Annotated in this window: 18 protein-coding genes; 11 read left to right on the forward strand and 7 right to left on the reverse strand. The window is 65.7% G+C overall.

Going from position 1 to position 21719, the window contains the following annotated elements; all coding sequences use genetic code 11:
* Positions 1 to 10 precede the first annotated feature (10 nt).
* The 3 genes from AC56LW_RS03435 to AC56LW_RS03445 are packed head-to-tail and all read left to right on the forward strand — an operon-like array spanning position 11 to position 2769.
* Positions 11 to 1348 carry an acyclic terpene utilization AtuA family protein gene (locus AC56LW_RS03435; RefSeq protein ID WP_499631654.1) on the forward strand — a complete coding sequence of 446 codons (1338 nt, stop codon included), beginning with the start codon at positions 11 to 13 and terminating at the stop codon, positions 1346 to 1348.
* Between the two features lies 1 nt (position 1349).
* Positions 1350 to 1652, forward strand: a complete 303-nt coding sequence (locus tag AC56LW_RS03440; RefSeq protein ID WP_332531397.1) for an AtuA-related protein — start codon at positions 1350 to 1352, stop codon at positions 1650 to 1652.
* 40 nt (positions 1653 to 1692) lie between these two features.
* Positions 1693 to 2769 (forward strand): porin, encoded by a 1077-nt coding sequence (locus AC56LW_RS03445; RefSeq protein ID WP_499631657.1) that lies wholly within the window; start codon positions 1693 to 1695, stop codon positions 2767 to 2769.
* Between the two features lie 61 nt (positions 2770 to 2830).
* On the opposite strand, the gene AC56LW_RS03450 is transcribed toward AC56LW_RS03445, so the two are convergent.
* The 4 genes from AC56LW_RS03450 to edd are packed head-to-tail and all read right to left on the reverse strand — an operon-like array spanning position 2831 to position 6601.
* The gene (locus tag AC56LW_RS03450) at positions 2831 to 3508 is read right to left on the reverse strand and encodes a penicillin-insensitive murein endopeptidase (RefSeq protein WP_499631660.1); all 678 of its coding nucleotides are present in this window, start codon (positions 3506 to 3508) and stop codon (positions 2831 to 2833) included.
* Positions 3505 to 4041: a Rhs element Vgr protein gene (locus tag AC56LW_RS03455; protein ID WP_499631663.1), complete on the reverse strand. Its 537-nt coding sequence runs from the start codon at positions 4039 to 4041 to the stop codon at positions 3505 to 3507. Before AC56LW_RS03455 ends, AC56LW_RS03450 begins: the two co-directional genes overlap by 4 nt.
* Before the next feature lie 20 nt (positions 4042 to 4061).
* Positions 4062 to 4685, reverse strand: a complete 624-nt coding sequence (eda, locus tag AC56LW_RS03460) for a bifunctional 4-hydroxy-2-oxoglutarate aldolase/2-dehydro-3-deoxy-phosphogluconate aldolase (RefSeq protein ID WP_343025066.1) — start codon at positions 4683 to 4685, stop codon at positions 4062 to 4064.
* Positions 4682 to 6601: a phosphogluconate dehydratase gene (gene edd, locus AC56LW_RS03465; RefSeq protein WP_499631666.1), complete on the reverse strand. Its 1920-nt coding sequence runs from the start codon at positions 6599 to 6601 to the stop codon at positions 4682 to 4684. The genes eda and edd overlap by 4 nt, the downstream gene beginning before the upstream one ends.
* A gap of 230 nt (positions 6602 to 6831) precedes the next feature.
* On the opposite strand from edd, the gene pgi reads away from it, so the two are divergent.
* On the forward strand, positions 6832 to 8475 hold the full coding sequence (gene pgi / locus AC56LW_RS03470) for a glucose-6-phosphate isomerase (RefSeq protein ID WP_499631668.1): 1644 nt from the start codon (positions 6832 to 6834) through the stop codon (positions 8473 to 8475).
* A gap of 144 nt (positions 8476 to 8619) precedes the next feature.
* Positions 8620 to 9516 carry an SMP-30/gluconolactonase/LRE family protein gene (locus AC56LW_RS03475; RefSeq protein ID WP_499631671.1) on the forward strand — a complete coding sequence of 299 codons (897 nt, stop codon included), beginning with the start codon at positions 8620 to 8622 and terminating at the stop codon, positions 9514 to 9516.
* An 18-nt stretch (positions 9517 to 9534) separates the two neighbouring features.
* Here AC56LW_RS03475 and AC56LW_RS03480 read toward each other — a convergent pair whose 3' ends face one another.
* The 3 genes from AC56LW_RS03480 to AC56LW_RS03490 form a co-directional block, all read right to left on the reverse strand.
* A complete protein-coding gene (locus tag AC56LW_RS03480; RefSeq protein ID WP_499631675.1) occupies positions 9535 to 11943 on the reverse strand; it encodes a TonB-dependent receptor plug domain-containing protein in 2409 nt (802 codons plus the stop codon).
* A gap of 142 nt (positions 11944 to 12085) precedes the next feature.
* Positions 12086 to 13531 (reverse strand): methyl-accepting chemotaxis protein, encoded by a 1446-nt coding sequence (locus AC56LW_RS03485; RefSeq protein WP_499631678.1) that lies wholly within the window; start codon positions 13529 to 13531, stop codon positions 12086 to 12088.
* Between the two features lie 72 nt (positions 13532 to 13603).
* Positions 13604 to 14575: an aromatic alcohol reductase gene (locus AC56LW_RS03490; protein WP_499631681.1), complete on the reverse strand. Its 972-nt coding sequence runs from the start codon at positions 14573 to 14575 to the stop codon at positions 13604 to 13606.
* A 133-nt stretch (positions 14576 to 14708) separates the two neighbouring features.
* Between AC56LW_RS03490 and AC56LW_RS03495 the strand changes: the two genes are divergently transcribed.
* The 6 genes from AC56LW_RS03495 (at position 14709) to tal (ending at position 21435) form a co-directional block, all read left to right on the forward strand.
* A complete protein-coding gene (locus AC56LW_RS03495) occupies positions 14709 to 15638 on the forward strand; it encodes a LysR family transcriptional regulator (protein WP_499631684.1) in 930 nt (309 codons plus the stop codon).
* A 140-nt stretch (positions 15639 to 15778) separates the two neighbouring features.
* Positions 15779 to 17248 (forward strand): glucose-6-phosphate dehydrogenase, encoded by a 1470-nt coding sequence (zwf, locus tag AC56LW_RS03500; protein ID WP_332531381.1) that lies wholly within the window; start codon positions 15779 to 15781, stop codon positions 17246 to 17248.
* Between the two features lie 9 nt (positions 17249 to 17257).
* Positions 17258 to 18112: an SIS domain-containing protein gene (locus AC56LW_RS03505; RefSeq protein ID WP_183555662.1), complete on the forward strand. Its 855-nt coding sequence runs from the start codon at positions 17258 to 17260 to the stop codon at positions 18110 to 18112.
* 84 nt (positions 18113 to 18196) lie between these two features.
* Positions 18197 to 19912 (forward strand): S41 family peptidase, encoded by a 1716-nt coding sequence (locus AC56LW_RS03510; protein WP_499631688.1) that lies wholly within the window; start codon positions 18197 to 18199, stop codon positions 19910 to 19912.
* A 76-nt stretch (positions 19913 to 19988) separates the two neighbouring features.
* Positions 19989 to 20486 carry a free L-methionine (R)-S-oxide reductase MsrC gene (locus AC56LW_RS03515; RefSeq protein WP_332531379.1) on the forward strand — a complete coding sequence of 166 codons (498 nt, stop codon included), beginning with the start codon at positions 19989 to 19991 and terminating at the stop codon, positions 20484 to 20486.
* 19 nt (positions 20487 to 20505) lie between these two features.
* Positions 20506 to 21435 carry a transaldolase gene (gene tal, locus AC56LW_RS03520; RefSeq protein ID WP_183555665.1) on the forward strand — a complete coding sequence of 310 codons (930 nt, stop codon included), beginning with the start codon at positions 20506 to 20508 and terminating at the stop codon, positions 21433 to 21435.
* Positions 21436 to 21719: the final 284 nt, after the last annotated feature.

The raw sequence follows: 21719 nt of genomic DNA on the forward strand, positions 1-21719 counted from the left end.
AGACTGCACCATGAAAACCCTACGCATCGGCTGCGGCGCCGGCTATTCGGGCGACCGCATCGAACCGGCGCTCGAACTGGCCGAGCATGGCGACCTCGATTACCTCGTGTTCGAATGCCTGGCCGAACGCACCATCGCCCTCGCCCAGCAAGCCCGGATGAAAGATCCGGCGCTCGGTTACGACCCACTGCTCGAAGCGCGCATGCTGGCAGTACTGAAGCCCTGCGCAGACAGGGGCATCAGGATCATCACGAACATGGGCGCGGCCAATCCGCTCGCGGCGGCCGCCAAAACCAGGCAGATCGCTGTCTCGCTCGGCCTTGGCCACCTGAAAATCGCCGCCATCACGGGCGACGACGTCCTCGAGCAGCTGCGCCAGGGCGACTACCTCGACGACACCGGCGAACCGGTGGCGGCATTGGGCAGCCGGCTGCTGTCGGCCAACGCGTATCTGGGCGCGCAGCCACTGGTCGACGCGCTGGCGCAAGGCGCCGACATCGTCATCACCGGCCGTATCGCCGACCCGGCGCTGGTGCTCGCACCGGCCATCCACGCCTTCGGCTGGGCGATGGACGACTGGCAGCGCCTGGGCCAGGGCACGCTCGCAGGGCACCTGCTCGAATGCGCCGGCCAGGTGTGCGGCGGCTACTTCGCCGACCCCGGCGTCAAGGACGTACCAAGCCTGGCGCGGCTGGGTTTCCCGCTCGCCGTGATCGGCGAGGACGGCAGCGTCGACATCACCAAGGTGGCCGGTTCGGGCGGCTACGTGACGCGCGCCACCTGCACCGAGCAACTGCTGTACGAAATCCACGACCCGGCTGCGTACCAGACGCCGGACGTCGTGGCCGATTTCTCGGCGGTGACGATCACCGAGTGCGCACCGGACCGCGTCAGCCTGCAGGGCGCCAGCGGCCATCCGTGCAGCGGCATGCTGAAAGTATCGATCGGCTACATCGACAGCTACATCGGCGAAGGCCAGATCTCGTATGCGGGACCAGGCGCACTGGCGCGCGCGCGCCTGGCGCAGGCAATTGTCGCCGAACGGTTCGCACTGACGGGCGTCGCACTGACCGAAGTGCGCTATGACCTGATCGGCGTGAATGCGCTGCATGGCGACCGCGACGGGCCCCATGATGCCGAACCGCGCGAGGTGCGGCTGCGCGTCATCGGCCGTACCGACAGCCTGCAGCAAGCGATCCGCATCGGCAACGAAGTCGAAACCCTGTACACCTGCGGGCCGGCGGGCGGCGGCGGCGCCACCCGGTCGGCGCGCGAGGTGATCGCGATCCGCTCCACGCTGCTGCCTGCCGCGCAGGTCAGCGCGACGATCCACTTCGAGGAAACCTGACATGAAACTACGCGACATCGCGCATTCGCGCGCCGGCGACAAGGGCGACATTTCCAACCTGTCGCTGATCGCGTTTCACGCGGCCGATTACGCGCTGCTGGAACAGCAGGTCACCGCCGAACGGGTACGCCTGCATTTTGCCGGCATCGTGCACGGCGAGGTGACCCGCTACCTGCTGCCGCAACTGGGCGCCATGAATTTCGTCATGCAGCAGGCGCTGGGCGGGGGCGTGACGCGCTCGCTGGCCCTGGACGCGCATGGCAAATCGCTCAGCTCAATGCTGCTCGATATGGAACTCGACTGAGCCGCCACGCTGTACCCCATAAAAATACACGGAGACAAACATGAAACCATTCTCGGCGATGCCAATCGTCATGCTGCTTGCTGCCAGCGGCGCAGCCACGGCCCAATCCAATATCACGATCTATGGCATCGCCGACGCCGGCATCGTGTCCGAACGCGGCGGCGCAGCCGGCAACGTCACCAAAGTCAGCAGCGGCGTCGCGTCCGCCTCACGTCTGGGGTTCAAGGGATCGGAAGAACTGGGCGCCGGCGTCTCGGCGCTGTTCGTGCTCGAGGCCGGGATCTCGATCGACACCGGTGCGCTGGCCTCGTCCACCCAGGCCTTCAACCGCCAGTCCTTCGTGGGACTTGCCAGCAAGGACGCCGGCAGTCTGACGGTCGGGCGCCAGTACACGCTGACCTACAACGCCCTCGGTCAGGTCGGCGATCCATTCGGCAGCGGCCTGTCGGGCAGCGCCAAGAACCTGTTCCCGGTCGCGGGTGCCAATCTGCGCGCGAACAACTCGATCATCTACACGACGCCGGTGAAGAATGGCTTCAGCGCAGGACTGCTGTACTCGCTGGGCGAGACCGCCGGCGACAGCGAAGCCGGCAGCCAGTACAACGTCAGCATCAACTATGCCAAGGGGCCGGTCAACGCCCGGCTGGCGCACAACCATCGCAACAACGACAGCGCCACCCTCACCGGTACCGACAGCGGTCGCAACACCCTGTTCGTGGCCAACGTCGACTTCAAGGTGGTCAAGGTTTTCTTTGCCTACAGCAACGACAAAGGGCTCAACAGCGCGCCACTGAACAATGCAACGCCACTCCCCTACGGCAAGGTGTTCCGACCGAGCCTGCGCGGCGACGACACGCTGGTCGGCGTCACCATCCCCGTTGGCCCAGCCGGCACCATCATGACCTCGTATATCCGCAAGAATGACAAGACCGCGCTGAACCAGGATGCAGCGCAGTATGCGGTGGGTTATGTGCATGCGTTGTCCAAGCGCACCAGTGCGTATACCTCGTACGGCATGATCGACAACCGGAACGGGGCTGGTTATACGGTGGGTAACAATGCCGAGACTGGCTCAGGCGACAGGGCTTTCAATATCGGTTTGCGGCATACGTTCTGAGCGAGGCAGGCTGGCGAGCGGTTCGATGGCGCAACTGGCAACGGTAGCTCCCGCCGTCGATCTACCCGACGCACTTGACCGCAAAATCGACATGGTAATGCTCGTCATGCCGAACCCAGGGCCTGGTCTTCATGAACGGCAGCGACTTGAGACGCTGGCCTGCAGGTGTGGCGAGTACACGCGGGATGTAGGCCGGCTCCAGAATGACGCGCGCGATACCGAAGCCATGGCGCCGTGCTTCCAGATCCAGCTGCGCCAGATGCGCGGCAATGGCGGCGAAGTCGATGCGCAAGTCCGCAAGCTGGCCTGCGTCGTCAAATTCCAGATCGTACCCATAGTGGTTGTGCGCGGTACGCGGCAACGGCGCTGGCCGCCCATCCCGGCCGCGCACCGGCACCATGAAGTCCACCGATGTCCCGTTCTCGTGCGTGCGATGGGGCGGCATCGGGCCGCCGTTGCGCAGGCCGGTCTCGCCGTAGACGTACTGCACGTCCGGCGTGCTACGGGAAAGTGTCGAATACGCGCCCAGCACCACATCACTTACCTGCGCATGAACCCAGGTGCGGCCAAGCTTGAGACCGAGTTCCGAGTAGGCCGCGAAGATGGCGCCCGCAAGCGGCAAGGCGACCGCGCCTTCGATGCGCCCTGCCCCGTTATTACCGAAGCAGGTGCTGGCCAGCGCGGGCGCGCACAGGACCGTGGCGGCCAGCATCGCGCCCAAGGAAAATGGGCGCATCATGCCGCCAGCCAGCGCGCCGGCCCACGGGGCAAACTGGCGCGGCTGGCGGGATCGGCCAGAAACAGCGCCAGTACCTTCTCGTACAACGCCAGGCTGTCGCGGTAGCGCTGCTGCCGCATCGCCTCCGGCCGGCGCAAGTGCCTGAGCACGAAGTAATCCGCCAGCAAATCCCCCTGCGCTTCCATATTGAAGTCCTCCAGCGTCGCATCTTCGGTCAGCGTGTAGCCATAGGATAGCCCGATCCGGAATGCCCCGCGCAGGCGCACCGGATACCCGAGCTGGTGCTGCCAGACGTGCACCATCTCGTGCACGAACCAGTGGATCGCAGGCGGATCGCCGCGTGCGTAGTCGGGGAGAAAACAGGAATGGTGAAAATACATGCTGCCGTTGGGCGTCATGCAGCAGTTCCGTGGCTGGAACGGCATGTAGCGGCGGTTGTGGATCCGCACGCGGGTGACATCGATGGCGTCGCCGAACAGCAGCGACGCCAATCTGATTTCACCTTCGCTCAGGGGGCGAAAGGACGAGCGCACGATGTGTCGCCCGCCGCCGCTCAGCTGGCGCGCAGCGCCGCGGCGGCTTTGGCCAGCGCGGTGATGTGGGCCCAGTCGCCGGCCTCGATCGCGTCCTTCGGCGTGAGCCACGAACCGCCGACACAGGCGACGTTCTTGCAGGCCAGGAAGGCCGGGGCGGTCTCGATCGTGATGCCGCCGGTCGGGCAGAACGTCATGTCCGACAGCGGGCCGCGGATCGCATTGAGCATGCCCACGCCACCTGCCTGCATGGCCGGGAACAGCTTGACCTGGCGGAAGCCCGCTTCGCGCGCGGCCATCACTTCGGATGGCGTCATGACGCCCGGCAGCAGTGGCAGGCCGCTCGATTTGGCGGCGGCGATCAGCGCTGGCGTCAGGCCTGGCGAGACGCCGAATACGGCGCCGGCGTCGCGCGAGGCGACGAATTCTTCGGGCGACGTCAGCGTGCCAACGCCCACGATGGCGCCTTCGACTTCGCTCATGGCGCGGATCGCGCCCAGGCCGTGCTCCGTGCGCAGCGTGACTTCGAGCACGCGGATGCCGCCGGCGACGAGCGCCCTGGCCAATGGCACGGCGTGGGCCGGATCGTCGATGGCGATGACAGGGATCACGCTCGCCGAGCGCATAATTTCAAGTAAGGTCATTTCTGCGTCCTAAAGAGAAAGTCTTCGTCTGAACCCGGCACGACCTCATTGGCGTCCAGGCCTTCGTGCAGCGGCACGATGGTGGGGATCGGCGACGGCAGCGGGAACGTCGCCGCGCCCTGCTCCGCGGCGCTGATCGAGGCGCGGAACATCGTAAACAGTTCGCGGCCCATGCCGATGTGGCTCTTGCTCAAATCGGTCGTGGCCTGCTTGCGCGCAGCCCACTCGTCCGCCGGCACCAGCGCCTGCAGCGTGCCGGTGGTGGCGTCGACGCGAATGATGTCGCCGTCGCGCACGAGGCCCAGCGGACCGCCGGCCAGGATTTCCGGCGACACGTGGATCGCGGCCGGCACCTTGCCCGACGCGCCCGACATGCGGCCATCGGTCACCATCGCCACCTTGAAGCCGGCATCCTGCAGGTTCGACAGGGCTGGCGTCAGGGCGTGCAGTTCCGGCATGCCGTTGGCGCGCGGGCCCTGGAACCGCACCACGGCGACGAAATCGCGATTGAGCTGGCCGGCCTTGTAGGCGCCCATGAAATCTTCCTGCGAATCGAACGTGATCGCCGGTGCTTCGATCACGTGGTAGTCGTGCTTGACGGCCGAGATCTTCATCACGGCGCGGCCCAGATTACCCTGCACCAGCACCATGCCGCCGTTGGGGCTGAACGGGTTCGATGCAGGGCGCAGCACGGTCTCGTCGCCGCTCTGGGCCGGCGTGTCGCGCCAGATGGTCTTGCCATCTTCGCCCAGGAACGGCTCCTTGCAGTGGGCGCGCAGGCCGTGGCCCAGCACCGTATTAACGTCTTCGTGCGCCAGCCCAGCGTCCAGCAGTTCGCGGATGATGAAGCCCGGGCCGCCGGCGGCCTGGAAGTGGTTCACGTCCGCTTCGCCGTTCGGGTAGATGCGCGTGAGCAGCGGCACGACCTTCGACAGCTGGTCGAAGTCGTCCCAGTCGATCACGATACCGGCCGCGCGTGCGATCGCCACCAGGTGCAGCGTATGGTTGGTCGAGCCACCCGTCGCGTGCAGCGCGGCGATGGCGTTGACGATGCATTTCTCGTCGACGATGCGGCCGATCGGCATGTAGGTGCCACCCTGCTGCGAGATCGCCACTGCCTGGCGCGCTGCGCTCCTGGTCAGCGCATCGCGCAGTTCGGTGCCCGGCGTGATGAACGCGGCGCCCGGCAGGTGCAGGCCCATGACTTCCATCAGCATCTGGTTGCTGTTGGCGGTGCCGTAGAAGGTACAGGTGCCGGCGTCGTGGTACGACGCGGCTTCGCATTCCATCAGTTCTTCGCGCGTGGCCTTGCCCTGCGCGTAGAGCTGGCGCACGCGCGCTTTCTCTTTGTTCGACAGACCCGACGTCATCGGGCCGCCCGGCACGAAGATGCCCGGAATGTGACCGAAGTGCAGCGCGCCGATCAGGAGGCCCGGCACGATCTTGTCGCAGATGCCCAGGTACAGGCTGGCGTCGAACATATTGTGCGACAGGCCGACGGCGGTGGCCATGGCAATGGTGTCGCGCGAGAACAGCGACAGTTCCATGCCCGGCTGGCCCTGCGTGACGCCATCGCACATGGCGGGCACGCCGCCGGCAAACTGGGCCACGGCGCCGATCTCGCGCACGGCGTCCTTGATGATGGTCGGATAGCTCTCGAACGGCTGGTGCGCCGACAGCATGTCGTTGTAGGAAGAAACGATCGCCACCGACGGCTGCTTGACTTCACGCAGCTTCAGTTTGTCGTTAGCCGGGAACGCGGCGAACCCGTGGGCGAGGTTCGTGCACGACAGCGCGCCGCGCTGCACGCCCTGGATGCGGGCCGCCTCGAGGTGCGCCAGATAGGCTGCGCGCGACGGGCCGCTGCGCTTGATGATGCGATTGGTAACCTGTTCGACTACGGGGTGGAGCGCCATGTTCGTTCCTTCCTGAATTTAGTATCTGAAATTTTACTACAATTTGGACCGCTGCGCTCTTCAGCGATGCCCGATGCTGTATGGATGAGCGTGGAGGCGCGTGCCGAAAAGCGCCGTTCGTTGGTATCCTGGCGGCGCACACGCGCTTTTATGTAGTGAATTTACGCGCAGATAATTGTATTATTCGATAATCTGTTAACGACAACATTGTGCCACGCACCCCGGACCCCATGCGCCAGCCATCCTTGACCAGTACCGCCAGCTTCCAGGCCCTCGCCCAGCACGCCGACATTGCCACCACGTGGCAGATGCGCGATCTGTTTGCCGCCGACCCGCAGCGCTTCGAGCGATTCAGTGACGAGGCTGCAGGCCTGTTCCTAGACTATTCAAAAAATCGCCTCGACGGGCGCACGCTTGAACTGCTGATGCAGCTGGCGCGCGAGCGCGGCGTCGAAGCGCGGCGCGATGCGATGTTCCTGGGCGCGCGCATCAACAACACCGAAGGCCGCGCCGTGCTGCACACCGCCTTGCGCGCCCCGCGCGGTGCGTCGCACGTCGTCGACGGCGTGGACATCAATGCCGACATCCACGCCGTGCTCGATCGCATCAAGACCTTCACCGACGCGGTGCGCAGCGGCGAATGGCTGGGCCACACCGGCAGACCGATCACGGACATCGTCAATATCGGCATCGGTGGCTCGGATCTTGGCCCGAAGATGGTCGTGCTGGCCCTGCGCCATTACGCGCATCCGCGTCTGCGCATGCATTTCGTCTCGAACGTCGATGGTCACGACATGGACGCCGCCCTGAGCCAGGTCGATCCCGAAACGACGCTCTTCATCGTCGCCTCGAAAACCTTCACCACCACCGAGACGATGATGAACGCGCAGACCGCGCGCCGCTGGTTCCTGGCGCACGCGCCTGAAGAGGCGTTGGCGAAACACTTCGTCGCCGCATCGACCAACACAGAGGCGATCAAGGCCTTCGGCATCGACCCGGCCAATATGTTCCCGTTCTGGGACTGGGTTGGCGGGCGCTATTCAGTATGGTCGGCGATCGGCCTGCCGGTCGCGCTGGCCGTGGGCTTCGGCTACTTCAAGGACTTCCTGGCCGGCGCCCACGACATGGATGAACACTTCCGCAGCGCGCCGCTCGAGCAGAACCTGCCGGCGCTCCTGGGCCTGATCGGCTTCTGGAACCGCCAGTTCCTCGAGTGCGGCTCGGTCTCGATCGCGCCGTACCACCAGGACCTGAACCGCTTCCCGGCCTACCTGCAGCAGCTCGACATGGAAAGCAACGGCAAGCGCGTCACGCGCGACGGCCAGCCCGTCGACACGCCAACCTGCCCGGCGATCTGGGGCGAGTGCGGCACCAATGGCCAGCACGCCTACTTCCAGCTGCTGCACCAGGGCACCGACGTGACGCCGATGGACTTCATCGCGGCCCTGCGTCCGGCGCACGAGATGGACCACCACCACACTGCCCTGCTGGCGAACTGCTTCGCGCAGTCTGAAGCCTTCATGAAGGGCAAGACCGCCGACGAAGTGCGCACCGACCTGATGGCGCAAGGCTTGCCGGCAGACGAAGTCGAGCGCCTCACGCCGCACAAGACCTTCCCCGGCAACCGCCCGAGCAACACGATCCTGATGGAGCGCCTGACGCCCACCACGTTGGGCGCCCTGATCGCGCTGTACGAGCACAAGACGTTCGTCCAGGGCGTGCTGTGGGACGTGAACAGTTTCGACCAATGGGGCGTCGAGCTGGGCAAGGTATTGGCCAAGAAGATCGAGGCCGAGCTGGCGGGCGAGCCGCTACCCAACCTGCACGACAGTTCCACCAACGGCTTGATCGCGCGCGCGAAAGCCGCCGTCTGATCGTAATCCTGTAGGGTGGACGGGTTCCCCGTCCACGCGTTCAACGATCTTTGGTACACCACAAAATCAGCTTGATTTGAACGCGTGGACGGCATAGCCGTCCACCCTACGCCGGCTGAAGCACCTGCGACGCGAAAGAAGACTATGGCAACCGAAAAATTTGAAGTGGTACACGATGCGCCGATGCTGGTGGGCGAATCGGCGATCTGGCACGAAGTCGAGTCGGCCCTGTACTGGGTTGACATCGAAGGCCTGACCGTCAACCGCCTGCACGCGGCCAGCGGCAAATTCAGCTCTTGGAAGATGGGGTCGAACCCGTCGGCGCTGGCCATCGACGACAACAATTTCCTGGTCGTGGCCACACGCGAGCGCCTGCTGCGCCTGAACACGACCGACGGCGCGGAAACCCCGATCGCCGACGCGCCCTACGATACGTCGAAGGTGCGCTTCAATGATGGCCGCGTCGACCCGGCGGGCCGGTTCTGGATCGGCACCATGTACGAGCCGCGCGACCAGCCGGCCGCCGAGATGTACGTACTCGCGCGCGACAACCTGCGCTGCGCCTGGCGCGGCGGCATGACCAACTCGAACGGCCTGGCCTGGAGCCTGGACGGCCGCACGATGTTCCATGCCGATACCACCACGCACCGCATCGACTGCTACGACTTCGATGTGGCCACCGGTGAGCACAGCAACCGCCGCACGATCCTCACCTTCCCGACCGATAAAACGGCGCCGGACTACGGCGGCCGGCCCGATGGCGCGACAATCGACTCTGAAGGCATGTACTGGGTCGCGATGTTCGAAGGCGGTCGCGTGCTGCGCATCTCGCCAACCGGCGAGATCCTGCGTGAGATCAAACTGCCCGTGCGCTGCCCGACGTCGGTCTGCTTCGGCGGGCCCGACCTGCGCATGCTGTACATCACCAGCGCCAGCCAGGGCCGGTCGAGCGAAGAAATCGCGCAGTATCCGCACACTGGCAAGGTACTGTCGGTGCGGCTCGATGTCGCCGGCCGCGAAGAGCCCGAGTACGCTATCTGAACCCGGGCCCGCACCTGCTTACCAGGTGTAGCCGGCCTTCACATAGAAGTAGCGGCCATTGAAGCCGTTCGGCGCCCACACGCTGTACGGCTGGGTGCCGTTCACGTTCAGGTTGGCCCGCGACGTGACCTGCGCAGGATAGCGGTTGGTCACATTGTCGATGCCGGCCGTCAGGCGCCACTGGTTCAGGCGCACGCTCGTTGCCAGATCGAGCACCCACTGCGGATCGTAGTTCTGGTCCAGCGCCGGATCGTTCTGCGGCACCGTGAATTCGCCGTAACGCGTCACGACGGCGCGGCCATTCCACGCACCCTGCGTAAAGTCACCCGTCAGGCCCAGCTTGTCCTTCGGCGAACCCACCGTCAGGCGGTTGATGCTCTGGCGGTCCACCAGCGACAATCCCTGCCCCGACAGCACGGCTGGCGACGCCGCCACACCCTGCACCTCATTGTCGTTATGGTTGTAGGCCAGCGTCAGGTCGGCGCGCGCGCCCTGCGCGAAGTTCAGGCGGTAGGTGCTGACCACGTCGACACCCTTGGTGCGCGTGTCGACCGCGTTGGTGAAGTAGCGCGCCGCGCCGACGAACACGCCCTGGGCCGCAAGCGCGCGTGACAGCGCCGGTGCATTGGCCAGTTGCAGGTTCGACGAGAACACGATGCGGTCATCGATATCGATGCGGTACAGGTCGACCGTCGTGGTCCAGTTGCGGGTTGGCTGCCACTGCGCACCGATGCTCAGGTTGCGCGCCTTTTCGGCCTTGAGCGGCTGCGCGCCCAGTGCACGGGCGGCAGCGCTGCCGACCGGGAACGTGCCCGTCTCCACCAGCGCGCTGGCGCCGTTCACGAGCAGCGTATTGGTGGTGGTGATCGTGTAGAACGACTGCGCCAGCGACGGCGCGCGGAAACCGTTCGATGCCGTGCCGCGCAGCGCGAAGGCTGGCGTGAACGCATAGCGTGCCGATGCCTTGGCCGAATTCGTGCTGCCGAAATCGCTGTAACGTTCATGGCGCAGCGCCAGGGCGCCCGACAGTGCGCTCGTGATGTCGCCTTCCAGGTTCAGGTACACCGATTTGTTGTTGCGGCTGTTTTCGCCTGCATTCTCAGGGCGGAAGCCCGAATAGCCCTGCGCGCCGGAACCGAAGTACGAACCGGCTTCGCCCGCGCCGATTTCGTACGATTCATGGCGCGCTTCCAGGCCCAGGGCCACCGTCAGCGGGCCGCTCATGAACGACACGGGAATCTCGCGCGCCACGTCCAGGTTGGCCAGACTTTGCTTCGAGGTCAGTTCGCCCGCATAGAAGCTGGTAGGACTGGCCGCGCCCAGGCTGTAGTTGACCGTGTCATTCACGTCGAGCGTGAAGCGGTTGCGGCCGTGGTTCAGGCTCGCATCCCAGCGCCAGCCGGCGGCCACGCCGCGCAGGCCCGTCACGATCGAGGCATCGACCGAGGTGCTGCCCAGCAGCGGCTGGAAGCCTTCCGGGTACAGGGGCGAGCGCAGCGTGGTGCGGGTGTTGTCGGTGAACGCGGTGCGGAAGGTCGCCGCCGACGAGGTGTCGCGCTCGCCGTAGCTTGCAAAGGCGTACCAGTCGACGTCGTCGTTGATGCGCACTTCGCTGTTGACGAACAGCGTGCGCGGGCGGCTGTCCGGGTCGCCGTAGCGCTGGGTTCTCAGGCCCTGGCGTGGACCGGCGGACGGCCTCGGATCGGCGAACGAGCGGTTGGTGGCGTTGCGGTCGGCCGCTTCGACGGCGATGCGCACCCAGCCATCCTGGCCCAGGTCGAAGCCGGCCGAACCGCGCACGGTGGCCTGCTCGCCGTCGCCCGCGTCATACTGGCCATACACCACTTCCGCTTCGCCGCCCTTGGCGCCGCGCTTCAGGATGATGTTGACCACGCCGGCGATGGCGTCCGAGCCGTATTGGGCCGCGGCGCCGTCGCGCAGCACTTCGATGCGCTCGATCGCCGCCAGCGGAATCGCATTCAGGTCGACCGGGGCCGAGCCGCGGCCCAGCGTACCGTTGACGTTGACGACGGCCGATGTGTGGCGGCGCTTGCCGTTGACCAGCACCAGTGTCTGGTCGGGCGACAGGCCGCGCAGCTGCGCCGGGCGCACCGCGTCGCTGGCGTCGGCGCCGCTCGGACGCGGAAAATTCATCGATGGCAGCAGGCGCGACAGCACGGTGGCCAGCTCGCCCGAGCCGGTGCTGAGCAGTTCCTTGTTGCCGATGACGTCGACGGGCGACTCCGAATCGAGCGTGCGGCGGTTCAGTGAACGGGTGCCGGTGACGACGATCGTCTGCACGTCCTGGGCGGCCGGCGCCGGCGGCGGCGTCTCCTGGGCCAGCGCGGCGGTCGGTGCGAGGGTCGCGATCAGGCTCAGGATCAGGACCGCGCGATGCGGGTTGGCGTGATGGTGCTTGCAGCTCATGGGGGCTTCTCTTCTTCTGGTCGGTGACGGCGGTACCTCGACCGCCGAAGGGACGCGAAGCTTAACAAACCTCCAATTACGTTGCCAATATCGATTTTGCCTATGCTTATATCGCGAACCGGCAGATAGAAGCAGCCCCCCCTCAGCCCATCATGCGGGCCGAATCGTAGCCGATCCGCACCGCACCCCAGTGCTTCCCGTCGATTACGATGGGCATCGACAGATCGTTGATCACCTCACCCGTATCGCGGAGATAGGTCTGCAGCAGGAACGGCTCGCGGTTCTTCGCCAGCCGGATACCCACCGGATCGTCGAAGATCCGCTTGTTGCGGCAATACACCAGGTCGTGCTCGCGCTGCCCGTTGGGCGGGCGCGAGAACTTGGTGTTGTGGGTCGGCGCGAAGCCGCGGTTGTCCACGGCCAGCGCGTAGGCGGCGCCCGGCAAATCGGTCAGCACGCGGTCGAACAGGATTTGCAGGTCGCGCTCGACAATGCGGTCGTACGACGTGGTGAAGCGTGGCGGATCGGACTGCGCGATCGGCTGGTAATTCTGGTCGAACACGTTGGCGCCGCCCGCGGCATGCCGCTTCAGACAGGCCAGCACCTCTTCGCGCAGCACGGTGGTTGCGTCGACCAGCGCGTCGAACGGCGTGCCGCCGGTGCGGAAACCCGCCAGCACGCCTTGCAGCTCCTCGGTGGCCAGCCGCACCTCGTCCACCCGGCGCGACGCATCCTGCATCGTTGCCGCCGCCCCGGATGCGTTGCTCGCCACCTCGCCGACGCGCGCCCCGATCTGCTGGTTGACGCCATCGAGCGACTGCATCGCCAGCGCCATCTGGTCCACGGTCGCGGTCATGCGCTCAAAATCGGCCACGAACGTCGTCAGGTGGCTCGCCGCGCTGCCGGCTTCGCGCGCCGAGACGTTCACGCCATCGAGGATATTTGCCGTCGCGCTGGAGGTCGATGCCACCAGCCCGCGCATCGCACTGCTGGCGGTCGCGATCTTGACGGCTTCCGCGTTGACCACCTGCGACAGGCGCCGCACTTCGGACGCCACCACGGCGAACCCGCGCCCGGCCGGGCCGGCGCGCGCCGCCTCGATCGCGGCATTGATCGCCAGCAGATTGGTCTGGTTGGCGACGTTCTCGATGACGGTGCCGAATTCCCCGATCTCGTGCAGGTGCCCGACCAGTTGCGAGACGGTGTCCGAAAAACCATGCACCTGCGCCTCGATGGTGCGCATGCGCGCTTCGAGGCGTGTCAGTTCATCCATCGACTCGCGCGCCGTGTGCAGGTTGCGCTGGGCGGTGTCGGCGATGCGCAGCGTACCGGCATTGACATCGGCCGACAGGTCGGTGACTTCGCGCGCTGCGGCGGCCAGCGCGCCGGCCGCCTGGTGCTGGCGCGCGGCCTGGGCCTGCGCCTGATCGACTTCCTTGCGCAGGCGCGCGGCATTGATCGCCGTGCGGATGCTGCCATCGCGGGCCTTGACCACCAGCGCGCGCATGCTGCCGCCAACGCTGCCACCCACGGCCCGTCCACCGAACGGCGACAGCGCCCGTCCCAGACTTTGCATCCACCCCATCATGTCTCCCTCGTACTCAGCTCGAACGGCTGCGGTATTTACCTGTGGAAACTATAGTCCCATTCGACCGGGCTGTCATTCATCATGGATGCCAGAGGGCTGATTGTCTGCGCGGCGCGACAACTGCGTGAGCCAGGTGCGGATGTCCGAGGTCGGGATACCATGCTGCTCGTTGTAGGTATTCTGTTTGCTCCAGGCCAGCCCGTCGCCGCGCGCGAAGGCGAGGCGGTAGCGCGCCTTTGCGTCGTCTGGCTGTGCAGCGAGACCGGCCTGCAGCGCTTCGCGGGTCAGCAAGGTACGTTCGACGGCGCGCTCGGTCACCTGCTCGACGATGTCCGCCAGCTGCCCGTACGAGACGGTGTCGCTGGCCAGATACACGACCTGGTTCGCGATGCGGGGCATCTCGAACAGGATCGCGGCGGTACACCGGCCGATGTCATCGGGCGTGGTGACCGTCACCTGCGTGGCCCAGCTACCCAGGCCGCGCACGATGCCGGCATCCAGGTCGACGATGCCGGCCGTCTTCTCGAACAGGAAACTGGTGAACATGCCGGTCGAGATGATGATCCACTCGGTCCGGTCCTGCCCGCGCAGCATGCCGCGCACGTCGAACTGCTCGTCGAATACGGGCTGGCCACTGCCCTTGCCGACAATGTCGTAATCGACCCCGAACTGCCATGGAATATGCCGCCGCACGCCGGCAGCCAGCACCGCCCGGGTCAGCCGCAGCTGGGTGCCCGGGCCGGCGACGAAGCCGGTACAGTTGATGACGGTGTCGAACGGGCGCAGCAAGGCGACGAGTTCTTCTTCGCTGCGCTGTGCGAGGTCGAACGGCACCAGTGCCACATCCAGCGCGCGTAGCGTGGCGTGATCCTGCCGCTGGCGCGCGGTTGGCGCGTCGATCGAGCCGGGCGTGACCAGAACGGCCAGCGCGCGCCCCGCAGCCTTCTGGCGCGGCGCCAGATGGCGCAGGATGGCCATGCCGAGTTCACCGGCGCCAAGCACCAGCGTGTGCGGGGCATTGTTTGCATTGTCGTGGGTCGTCATGCGAGCTCCTGTCGTGATCAAAGGCGTGAAGTATGGTCACCTGCCCTCCCGCGCGTAAGCCCGCCCGCCGGCATTTCAGAATTGTGATGGGTGGGATAATCGACGATCGGGGCAGATCAGCGAGGCAGGAACGATGGACAAGTTACGGGCAATGCAGATTTTTTCGCGCGTCGTCGAAGCACGCAGTTTTGCCGGCGCCGCCAACATCCTGGCAGTGCCGCGCTCGACGATCAGCCGCGCGATCCAGGAACTCGAGGCGTCCCTGGGCGTGCGGCTGCTGCAGCGCACGACGCGCACCCTGCACGTCACGCCCAACGGCAGCCTGTATTACGACCACTGCCAGCGCATCCTGAGTGCCATCGAAGGGGTGGAGGCAGCGCTGTCCGACGGCACGGCCGCACCGCGCGGACGGCTGCGCATCGACATGACCTCCTCGTTTGCACGGGCCGTTGTGCTGCCGGTCCTGCGCGAATTCCAGACCCGGTATCCGGCCATCGACCTGACCCTGACGCTGGGCGACCGCCCGGTCGAACTGGTTCAGGAAGGCGTCGATTGCGTGGTGCGGGCCGGCACGCCGGCGTCATCGGCGCTGCTGGTGGCGCGTCATCTCGGCAGCTTCGACTGGATCACCTGCGCCTCGCCGGATTACCTGGCACGCTGCGGCACGCCGCACTCGCTCGATGCGCTCGATGGGCATGACATCATCGGCTACCAGTCAGCCGCCACCGGCCGCGCGACCGACTGGCGCTTCACGGTCGATGGCGCCGAGCGAACGATTGCGGCCGGCGCGCGGCTCATCGTCAATGACACCGACGCCTATCTGGGCTGCGGCCTGGAAGGGCTGGGGCTGATCCGGGTCGCCAGTTACGTGGCGATGCCGCACCTGAAAGCCGGCCGCCTGGTGCGCGTCCTGCCGGCAGTCCAGGGGCCGCCCGTTCCGCTGTCACTGATTTATCCGCAAGACCGGCATCTGGCCTCGACCGTGCGCGCGTTCGCCGACTGGCTGGGCCAGCAGGTGCATGCGCAGCAAAGTACATGGCAGGTACCCCTGCCCCGCGGGTGACACGCCTGCCTGCGCTGCGCGCGCGGCGAATATGGCACCATAGGTCGTCATAGGGCGCGAACGTAGTAGATTTTCTTGATACTACATAAATTATGTAGTAAATTTACAAAACCCTTTTACTGACGCAGATCCGACCCATTATGGCGATTCCCGATTTCGACCTCGTATTCTTTGGCGGCAGTGGCGACCTTGCGATGCGCAAGCTGTTGCCTGCCATGTTCGCGCGCGACGTGGCCGGCGACCTGCCGGCCAGTGCCCGCATCATCTGCGTCGGGCGCGACGACGCCACGCAGGAAGAATTCCTGCACATGGTCGAGACCAACTCGAAGCCGCACATCAAGGAAGCGCCGTCTGGTGCCAACTGGGACAAATTCCTCGGCCGCATCACCTATGTGGCACTGAACGCCACCGACGCGAGCACCTTCGGCGACCTGGTCGCGGCCCTGCGCGCCGATGCGTCGCTCACGCGCGTGTACTACCTGGCCACGCCGCCGCAGATCTTCGCCAAGATCTGCGACAACCTGGCCGCCACGGGCCTGGCCACGCCCAATTCGCGCGTGGTGCTCGAAAAACCGCTGGGCCGCGACCTGGCCTCGGCCAAGCAGATCAACCTGGACGTGGGCAAGGTGTTCGCCGAATCGCAGATCTACCGCATCGACCATTACCTGGGCAAGGAGACCGTGCAGAACCTGCTGGCCCTGCGCTTCGGGAACATCCTGTTCGAGCCGCTGTGGCGCCGCGAATGGATTTCGGACGTGCAGATCACCATCGCCGAGAAGATCGGCGTGGGCAACCGCATGGGTTACTACGACAACTCGGGCGCGCTGCGCGACATGCTGCAGAACCACCTGCTGCAGCTGCTGTGCATCGTGGCGATGGAGCCGCCGGCCTCGATCGCGCCGGACGCGGTGCGCGACGCCAAGCTGCAGGTACTGCGCTCGCTGAAACGCTTCACGCCGACGACGCTGACCCACAATATCGTGCGCGGCCAGTACCGCTCGGGCTATATCGACGGCCAGCCGGTGCCCGGCTACCGCGACGAACCGGATGCGCCAAAGAGTTCGCGCACCGAGACCTTCGTGGCGATGAAGGCCGAAATCGACACCTGGCGCTGGGCCGGCGTGCCGTTCTATCTGCGCACCGGCAAGCGCATGTCCGACCGCCTGGCCGAAATCGTCGTGCGCTTCAAGCCGATCCCGCATTCGATCTTCAACCAGCCGACGTCGAGCTTCCAGCCCAACAGCCTGGTGATTCGCCTGCAGCCCGATGAAGGACTGTCGATGAATCTGATGGCCAAGACGCCGGGCGATTCGATGCGCCTGAAACAGGCCGAACTCGAACTCGATTTCCGCGAGCAGTTCACGTCGCCTCGCATGGAAGCGTACGAGCGCCTGCTGCTCGACGTGCTGCGCGGCCAACTGACGCTGTTCATGCGCGGCGACGAGCTGGAAGCGGCGTGGGAATGGGTCGAACCGATCCTGGAACACTGGGAGCAGGACGACACCTCCCCCGCCCCGTACACGTCCGGCACCTGGGGCCCGGCTGCGGCCAGCGCCCTGATCGGGCGCGACGGCTTGCAATGGCGCGAAGAATCGCTGCCCGAAGACTGAGGCCAACCCATGCTGCTCGACTCGATCCGCACCCAGCTCGACACGCTCTCCAAATCGGAGCGCAAGGTGGCGCTCGCAGTGCTGGCCGCGCCATCGGGCACCGTGAGCCAGAACATCACGGCGCTCGCGCGCAACGCGGGCGTATCGGAGCCGACCGTCGTGCGCTTTTGCCGCACGCTCGGTTACGACGGCTGGCACGAGTTCAAGCTGAAGCTGGCGCAAGGCCTGGCGCTGGCCCTGCCCGGCGCCAACGAGGCGCCGCACCAGGACGACCTGGCGTCGGACCTGATCAACAAGATCTGCAGCCGCTCGATCAACACGCTGCTCGACCTGCGCAACAACCTCAAGCCGGAGCTGGTGCAGCAGGCCCTCGAAATCCTGGCGCGCGCCAACAAGATCGAGTTCTACGGCCAGGGCACGTCCGGCTTCGTGGCAGCCGATGCGCAGCACAAGTTCTTCCGCTCGGGCGTGCCGACGGTGGCCTACACCGACCCGGCGATTCACTCGATCGCCGCGGCCCTGCTGCGCGAAGGCGATGCGGTGGTCGCCATTTCGCAGCGCGGCAACAACCCGGCACTGACCCGGTCGGCCAAGCTGGCCAAGGCGGGCGGCGCGCAGGTGATCGTGCTGGCGCCATCGGGGACCCCGCTGGCCGAGATGGCCACGCTACTGATCCCGATCGACCTGGTGTTTGCGACCGACCCGTACACGCCGATCTCGGCGCGCCTGGCCTACCTGGTCGTGATCGACGTGCTGGCAGTGGGCCTGGCGCTGCGGCGCGGGCCGGAGTTTCGCAAGAAAATGCAGAACGCCCAGAAGGCGCTGCAGGAGTTCGACATGCAGTTCGATTCGTTTATTGGCTAAGCGCCCTCACGTGATAATGGGTGAGCCTTTCCCCCCTTTCACCCTTGTAGACTGGCCGGCTCGCCCGCCGTCACAAGGAATCGCATGCCACGTTTGTCCCTCGCCGCCCTGCTGTGCGCCTGCCTCGCGCTGCCTGCCGGCGCTGACGACCGCGCCGCACCGTCGCCGGCGCAAGCCGGCTACGACTACGCCCAGACGGTGCGCAACGAAGTAAGCACGCAGCTCAAGGACAAATCGGACCGGGTCGCCCTCGAGCAGGCGGCGCAACGGCTCGAAGGATTGGTCGACTGGCTCGACACGCCGCTGACGCGCGATCTGGGCACCGGCTCGCGCTATCTGTATTTCCGCGGCCTCGATGTCCAGCGCGACCTGGCCGTGGTCTACGCCCGGCTGGGCCAGACCGACAAAGCGCTCGATGCGCTGGAAACCATGGGACGCTATGGCTGGCTTGGCGACGCCACCAAGCCGATACTGGCCGATGAGGCGTTTGCAGCCTTGCGGGAAGAGCCGCGCTTTCAAGCCATCCGGGCGACATGGTCGACGCCTCTGCGCATGCTGAAGGACTTCGGCGCCGGCTCGACCTACCGCGAACGGCTCACGGTCGAAGAACGCATCGCCGGCCTCACCCAATTCTGGGCCGACGCCAGGCAGTACTTCGTCCACTTCGACAATGCGCCCACTCTCGACTGGAACCAGGCTTACCTGGAATTTTTGCCCAAGGTGATCGCGGCCGACACCACCGCCGCGTATTACCAGGTGCTGATGCAGTTTGCGCCGCTGCTGCGCGACGGCCACACCAATATCTTCCCGCCCGATCAGTTGAAGGACCGGCTGTACGCGCGTCCGCCGATCATGACGGCGCTGGTGAAGGATGCGGTCCTGGTCATCGCCGTACACGATCCCGCACTGGCTGGGGGCTTGCGCGTCGGCGATGAAATCGTCGCCATCGACGGCATGCCGGTCAAACAGTATGCCGAGCAAAAAGTCGCGCCGTACGTCAGCAGTTCGACCGCGCAGGACCGCGCGCTGCGCATGTATTCCTATCAGCTCCTGACGGGCGACGCCGGGGTGCCGGTGCGCTTGACGCTGCGTGACGGCACCGGACGCCAGCGCGAAGAAACCATCGCGCGCGGCAGCGCAGACGCCCCTGGCAAGCGTGAACCGTTCGCGTTTCGCATGCTCGCTGGCGACATCGCCTATCTCTCGCTCGACCACTTCGAAAGCGACGGTGGCGTGATCGCGTTCGCGATGCACGCGCCGCAGATCATGCGTGCCAAAGGGCTGATCCTGGACGTGCGTGGCAATGGCGGCGGCTCCACCGCCCATGGCGAGTCGATCCTGCAGCGCCTGACCAACCAGCCGATTCCACGCGCGCTCAGTTTCGTGCGCGGCCCCAGCATCGCCAGCACGGAATCGTCACGCACACTGACGTGGGAACCCATGCCGGCGATAGCACCCGCGCGCAACCGGTTCGGCAAGATCTTCGCCGGCCCCGTCGTCGTGCTGACGAGCGAGCAAACCTTTTCGGCTGCCGAGGACTTCGTCCTTGCCTTCAACGCGCTCGAACGCGGCACGACGATCGGCGCCACGACCGCCGGCAGCACCGGGCAGCCGATCGGGATCAAGTTGCCGGGCGGCGGGTGGGGACGCATTTGCTACAAGCGCGATCTGCTGCCTGACGGGGGCAAGCTGGTGGGCCGCGGCCTGGCGCCGGACATCGAAGCCTTCCCGACCGTGAAGTCGGTCCGCGCCGGCACTGATCCGGTCCTTCAACGGGCGCTGGCCACGTTCAGGCGCTGAACCCGGGGTGCACGCAACCGCAAGCGAAGCCATTGGGCTAAAATAGTTCCTTTATTGACCGCCAAATGGCAACGCCATGCACATCAATCCAGAACGCAGCGACCGCCCCGATTACGACCTGCTGGTACGCCAGGTCACGAGCATCCTCGAAGGTGAACGCGACCTGACGGCCAATGCGTCGCAGTTCTCGGCCCTCGTCTACGACACCATCGCCGACCTGAACTGGGCTGGCTTCTACTTCACCGTGCCGTCCAAAAAAGGCGAAGGCAACGATCTGCTGGTCGGCCCGTTCCAGGGCAAGCCCGCCTGCGCGCGCATCCCGTTCGGGCGCGGCGTGTGCGGCGCCACGGCCGTCAAACGCGAGACCATCGTGGTCGCCGACGTGCATGCATTCCCGGGCCACATCGCCTGCGATTCGGCGTCGGCGTCCGAGATCGTGATCCCGGTGCTCAAGGATGACCGGCTGATCGGCGTGTTCGATATCGACAGCCCGAAGCTCGAGCGCTTCAGCGACGAAGACCGCGCCGGCCTGGAAGCCATGCTGGCCGCGTTTGTCGCGGGCACCGATTTCTAAGCATATTCAAGAGACCACCATGAACCAACTCGAACAGCTCAAGCAATTCACCACCGTCGTCGCCGATACCGGCGACTTCCAGTCGATCAAGGCGTACACGCCGCAGGATGCGACCACCAACCCGTCGCTGATCCTGAAGGCCGTGCAAAAGCCGGAATACCGTCCGCTGCTCGAAAAAGCCATCGCCAACGCGCCCGACGCGTCGATCGACGGCATCATCGACAGCCTGTTGATCGCCTTTGGCGTGGAAATCCTCAAGTTCGTGCCGGGCCGCGTGTCGACCGAGATCGACGCCGCGCTGTCGTTCGATACCGAGGCCACGGTGGCCAAGGGCCGCGAACTGATCGCGCTGTACGAAGCGGCCGGCGTGTCGCGCGAGCGTGTGCTGATCAAGATCGCCTCGACCTGGGAAGGCATCCGCGCCGCCGAGATCCTGGAAAAAGACGGCATCCACTGCAATCTGACGCTGCTGTTCTCGCTGTGCCAGGCCGTGGCCTGCGCCGAAGCGGGCGTCAAGCTGATTTCGCCGTTCGTCGGCCGTATATACGACTGGTACAAGAAGTCGACCGGCACCGATTACCAGGGCGCCGACGATCCGGGCGTGCAGTCGGTCAAGGGCATCTACCAGTACTACCGCAAGTTCGGCTACGCCACCGAAGTGATGGGCGCAAGCTTCCGCAACACGTCGCAGATCCTCGAACTGGCCGGTTGCGACCTGCTCACGATCTCGCCGGACCTGCTGCAAAAGCTGGCCGACAGCGACGCACCATTCGAGCGGAAGCTGGTCAAGGACGACAGCGCCGATATCGAGAAGATCGCGATCGACGAAAAGACGTTCCGCTTCATGCTCAATGAAGATGCGATGGCGACCGAAAAGCTGGCCGAAGGCATCCGCGCGTTCGTGGCCGATTCGATCAAGCTGAAGGTGATGATCGAAGGCATGCGCTAAGCACAGTGAACACAGCTGGGGTCAGGTCTGACATTCGGACACGACCTCAGCCTTAGCGACTTTAAACACAGCCGCACAGCCGGGGTCAGGTCTGACATTCAGACACGGCCTCAGCCTTAGCAACTTCCAATGATCTCTCACATGGTATTAGCATGGCCCGCTGCCAGCTAATTCCGACTGGCCCGACTGTCCAGATCGTGTCCGAATGTCAGACCTGGCCCCCCCCCGGGGGGGGGGGGGGGGCCGGGCCCCCGCGGGGGCGGGGGGGGGGGGGGGGGCGCCAC

This window comes from Telluria sp. LT2P80 (genome assembly GCF_059685955.1).

Bases quoted from the DNA above. Each gene is read 5' to 3' on its own strand.
- eda (WP_343025066.1), bottom strand. From the start codon at position 4,685: ATGACCTTACTTGAAATTATGCGCTCGGCGAGCGTGATCCCTGTCATC.
- pgi (WP_499631668.1), top strand. From the start codon at position 6,832: ATGCGCCAGCCATCCTTGACCAGTACCGCCAGCTTCCAGGCCCTCGCC.
- AC56LW_RS03440 (WP_332531397.1), top strand. From the start codon at position 1,350: ATGAAACTACGCGACATCGCGCATTCGCGCGCCGGCGACAAGGGCGAC.
- AC56LW_RS03475 (WP_499631671.1), top strand. From the start codon at position 8,620: ATGGCAACCGAAAAATTTGAAGTGGTACACGATGCGCCGATGCTGGTG.
- AC56LW_RS03445 (WP_499631657.1), top strand. From the start codon at position 1,693: ATGAAACCATTCTCGGCGATGCCAATCGTCATGCTGCTTGCTGCCAGC.
- AC56LW_RS03450 (WP_499631660.1), bottom strand. From the start codon at position 3,508: ATGATGCGCCCATTTTCCTTGGGCGCGATGCTGGCCGCCACGGTCCTG.
- AC56LW_RS03495 (WP_499631684.1), top strand. From the start codon at position 14,709: ATGGACAAGTTACGGGCAATGCAGATTTTTTCGCGCGTCGTCGAAGCA.
- AC56LW_RS03490 (WP_499631681.1), bottom strand. From the start codon at position 14,575: ATGACGACCCACGACAATGCAAACAATGCCCCGCACACGCTGGTGCTT.
- AC56LW_RS03435 (WP_499631654.1), top strand. From the start codon at position 11: ATGAAAACCCTACGCATCGGCTGCGGCGCCGGCTATTCGGGCGACCGC.
- edd (WP_499631666.1), bottom strand. From the start codon at position 6,601: ATGGCGCTCCACCCCGTAGTCGAACAGGTTACCAATCGCATCATCAAG.
- AC56LW_RS03510 (WP_499631688.1), top strand. From the start codon at position 18,197: ATGCCACGTTTGTCCCTCGCCGCCCTGCTGTGCGCCTGCCTCGCGCTG.
- AC56LW_RS03485 (WP_499631678.1), bottom strand. From the start codon at position 13,531: ATGATGGGGTGGATGCAAAGTCTGGGACGGGCGCTGTCGCCGTTCGGT.
- AC56LW_RS03480 (WP_499631675.1), bottom strand. From the start codon at position 11,943: ATGAGCTGCAAGCACCATCACGCCAACCCGCATCGCGCGGTCCTGATC.
- AC56LW_RS03505 (WP_183555662.1), top strand. From the start codon at position 17,258: ATGCTGCTCGACTCGATCCGCACCCAGCTCGACACGCTCTCCAAATCG.
- tal (WP_183555665.1), top strand. From the start codon at position 20,506: ATGAACCAACTCGAACAGCTCAAGCAATTCACCACCGTCGTCGCCGAT.
- zwf (WP_332531381.1), top strand. From the start codon at position 15,779: ATGGCGATTCCCGATTTCGACCTCGTATTCTTTGGCGGCAGTGGCGAC.
- AC56LW_RS03515 (WP_332531379.1), top strand. From the start codon at position 19,989: ATGCACATCAATCCAGAACGCAGCGACCGCCCCGATTACGACCTGCTG.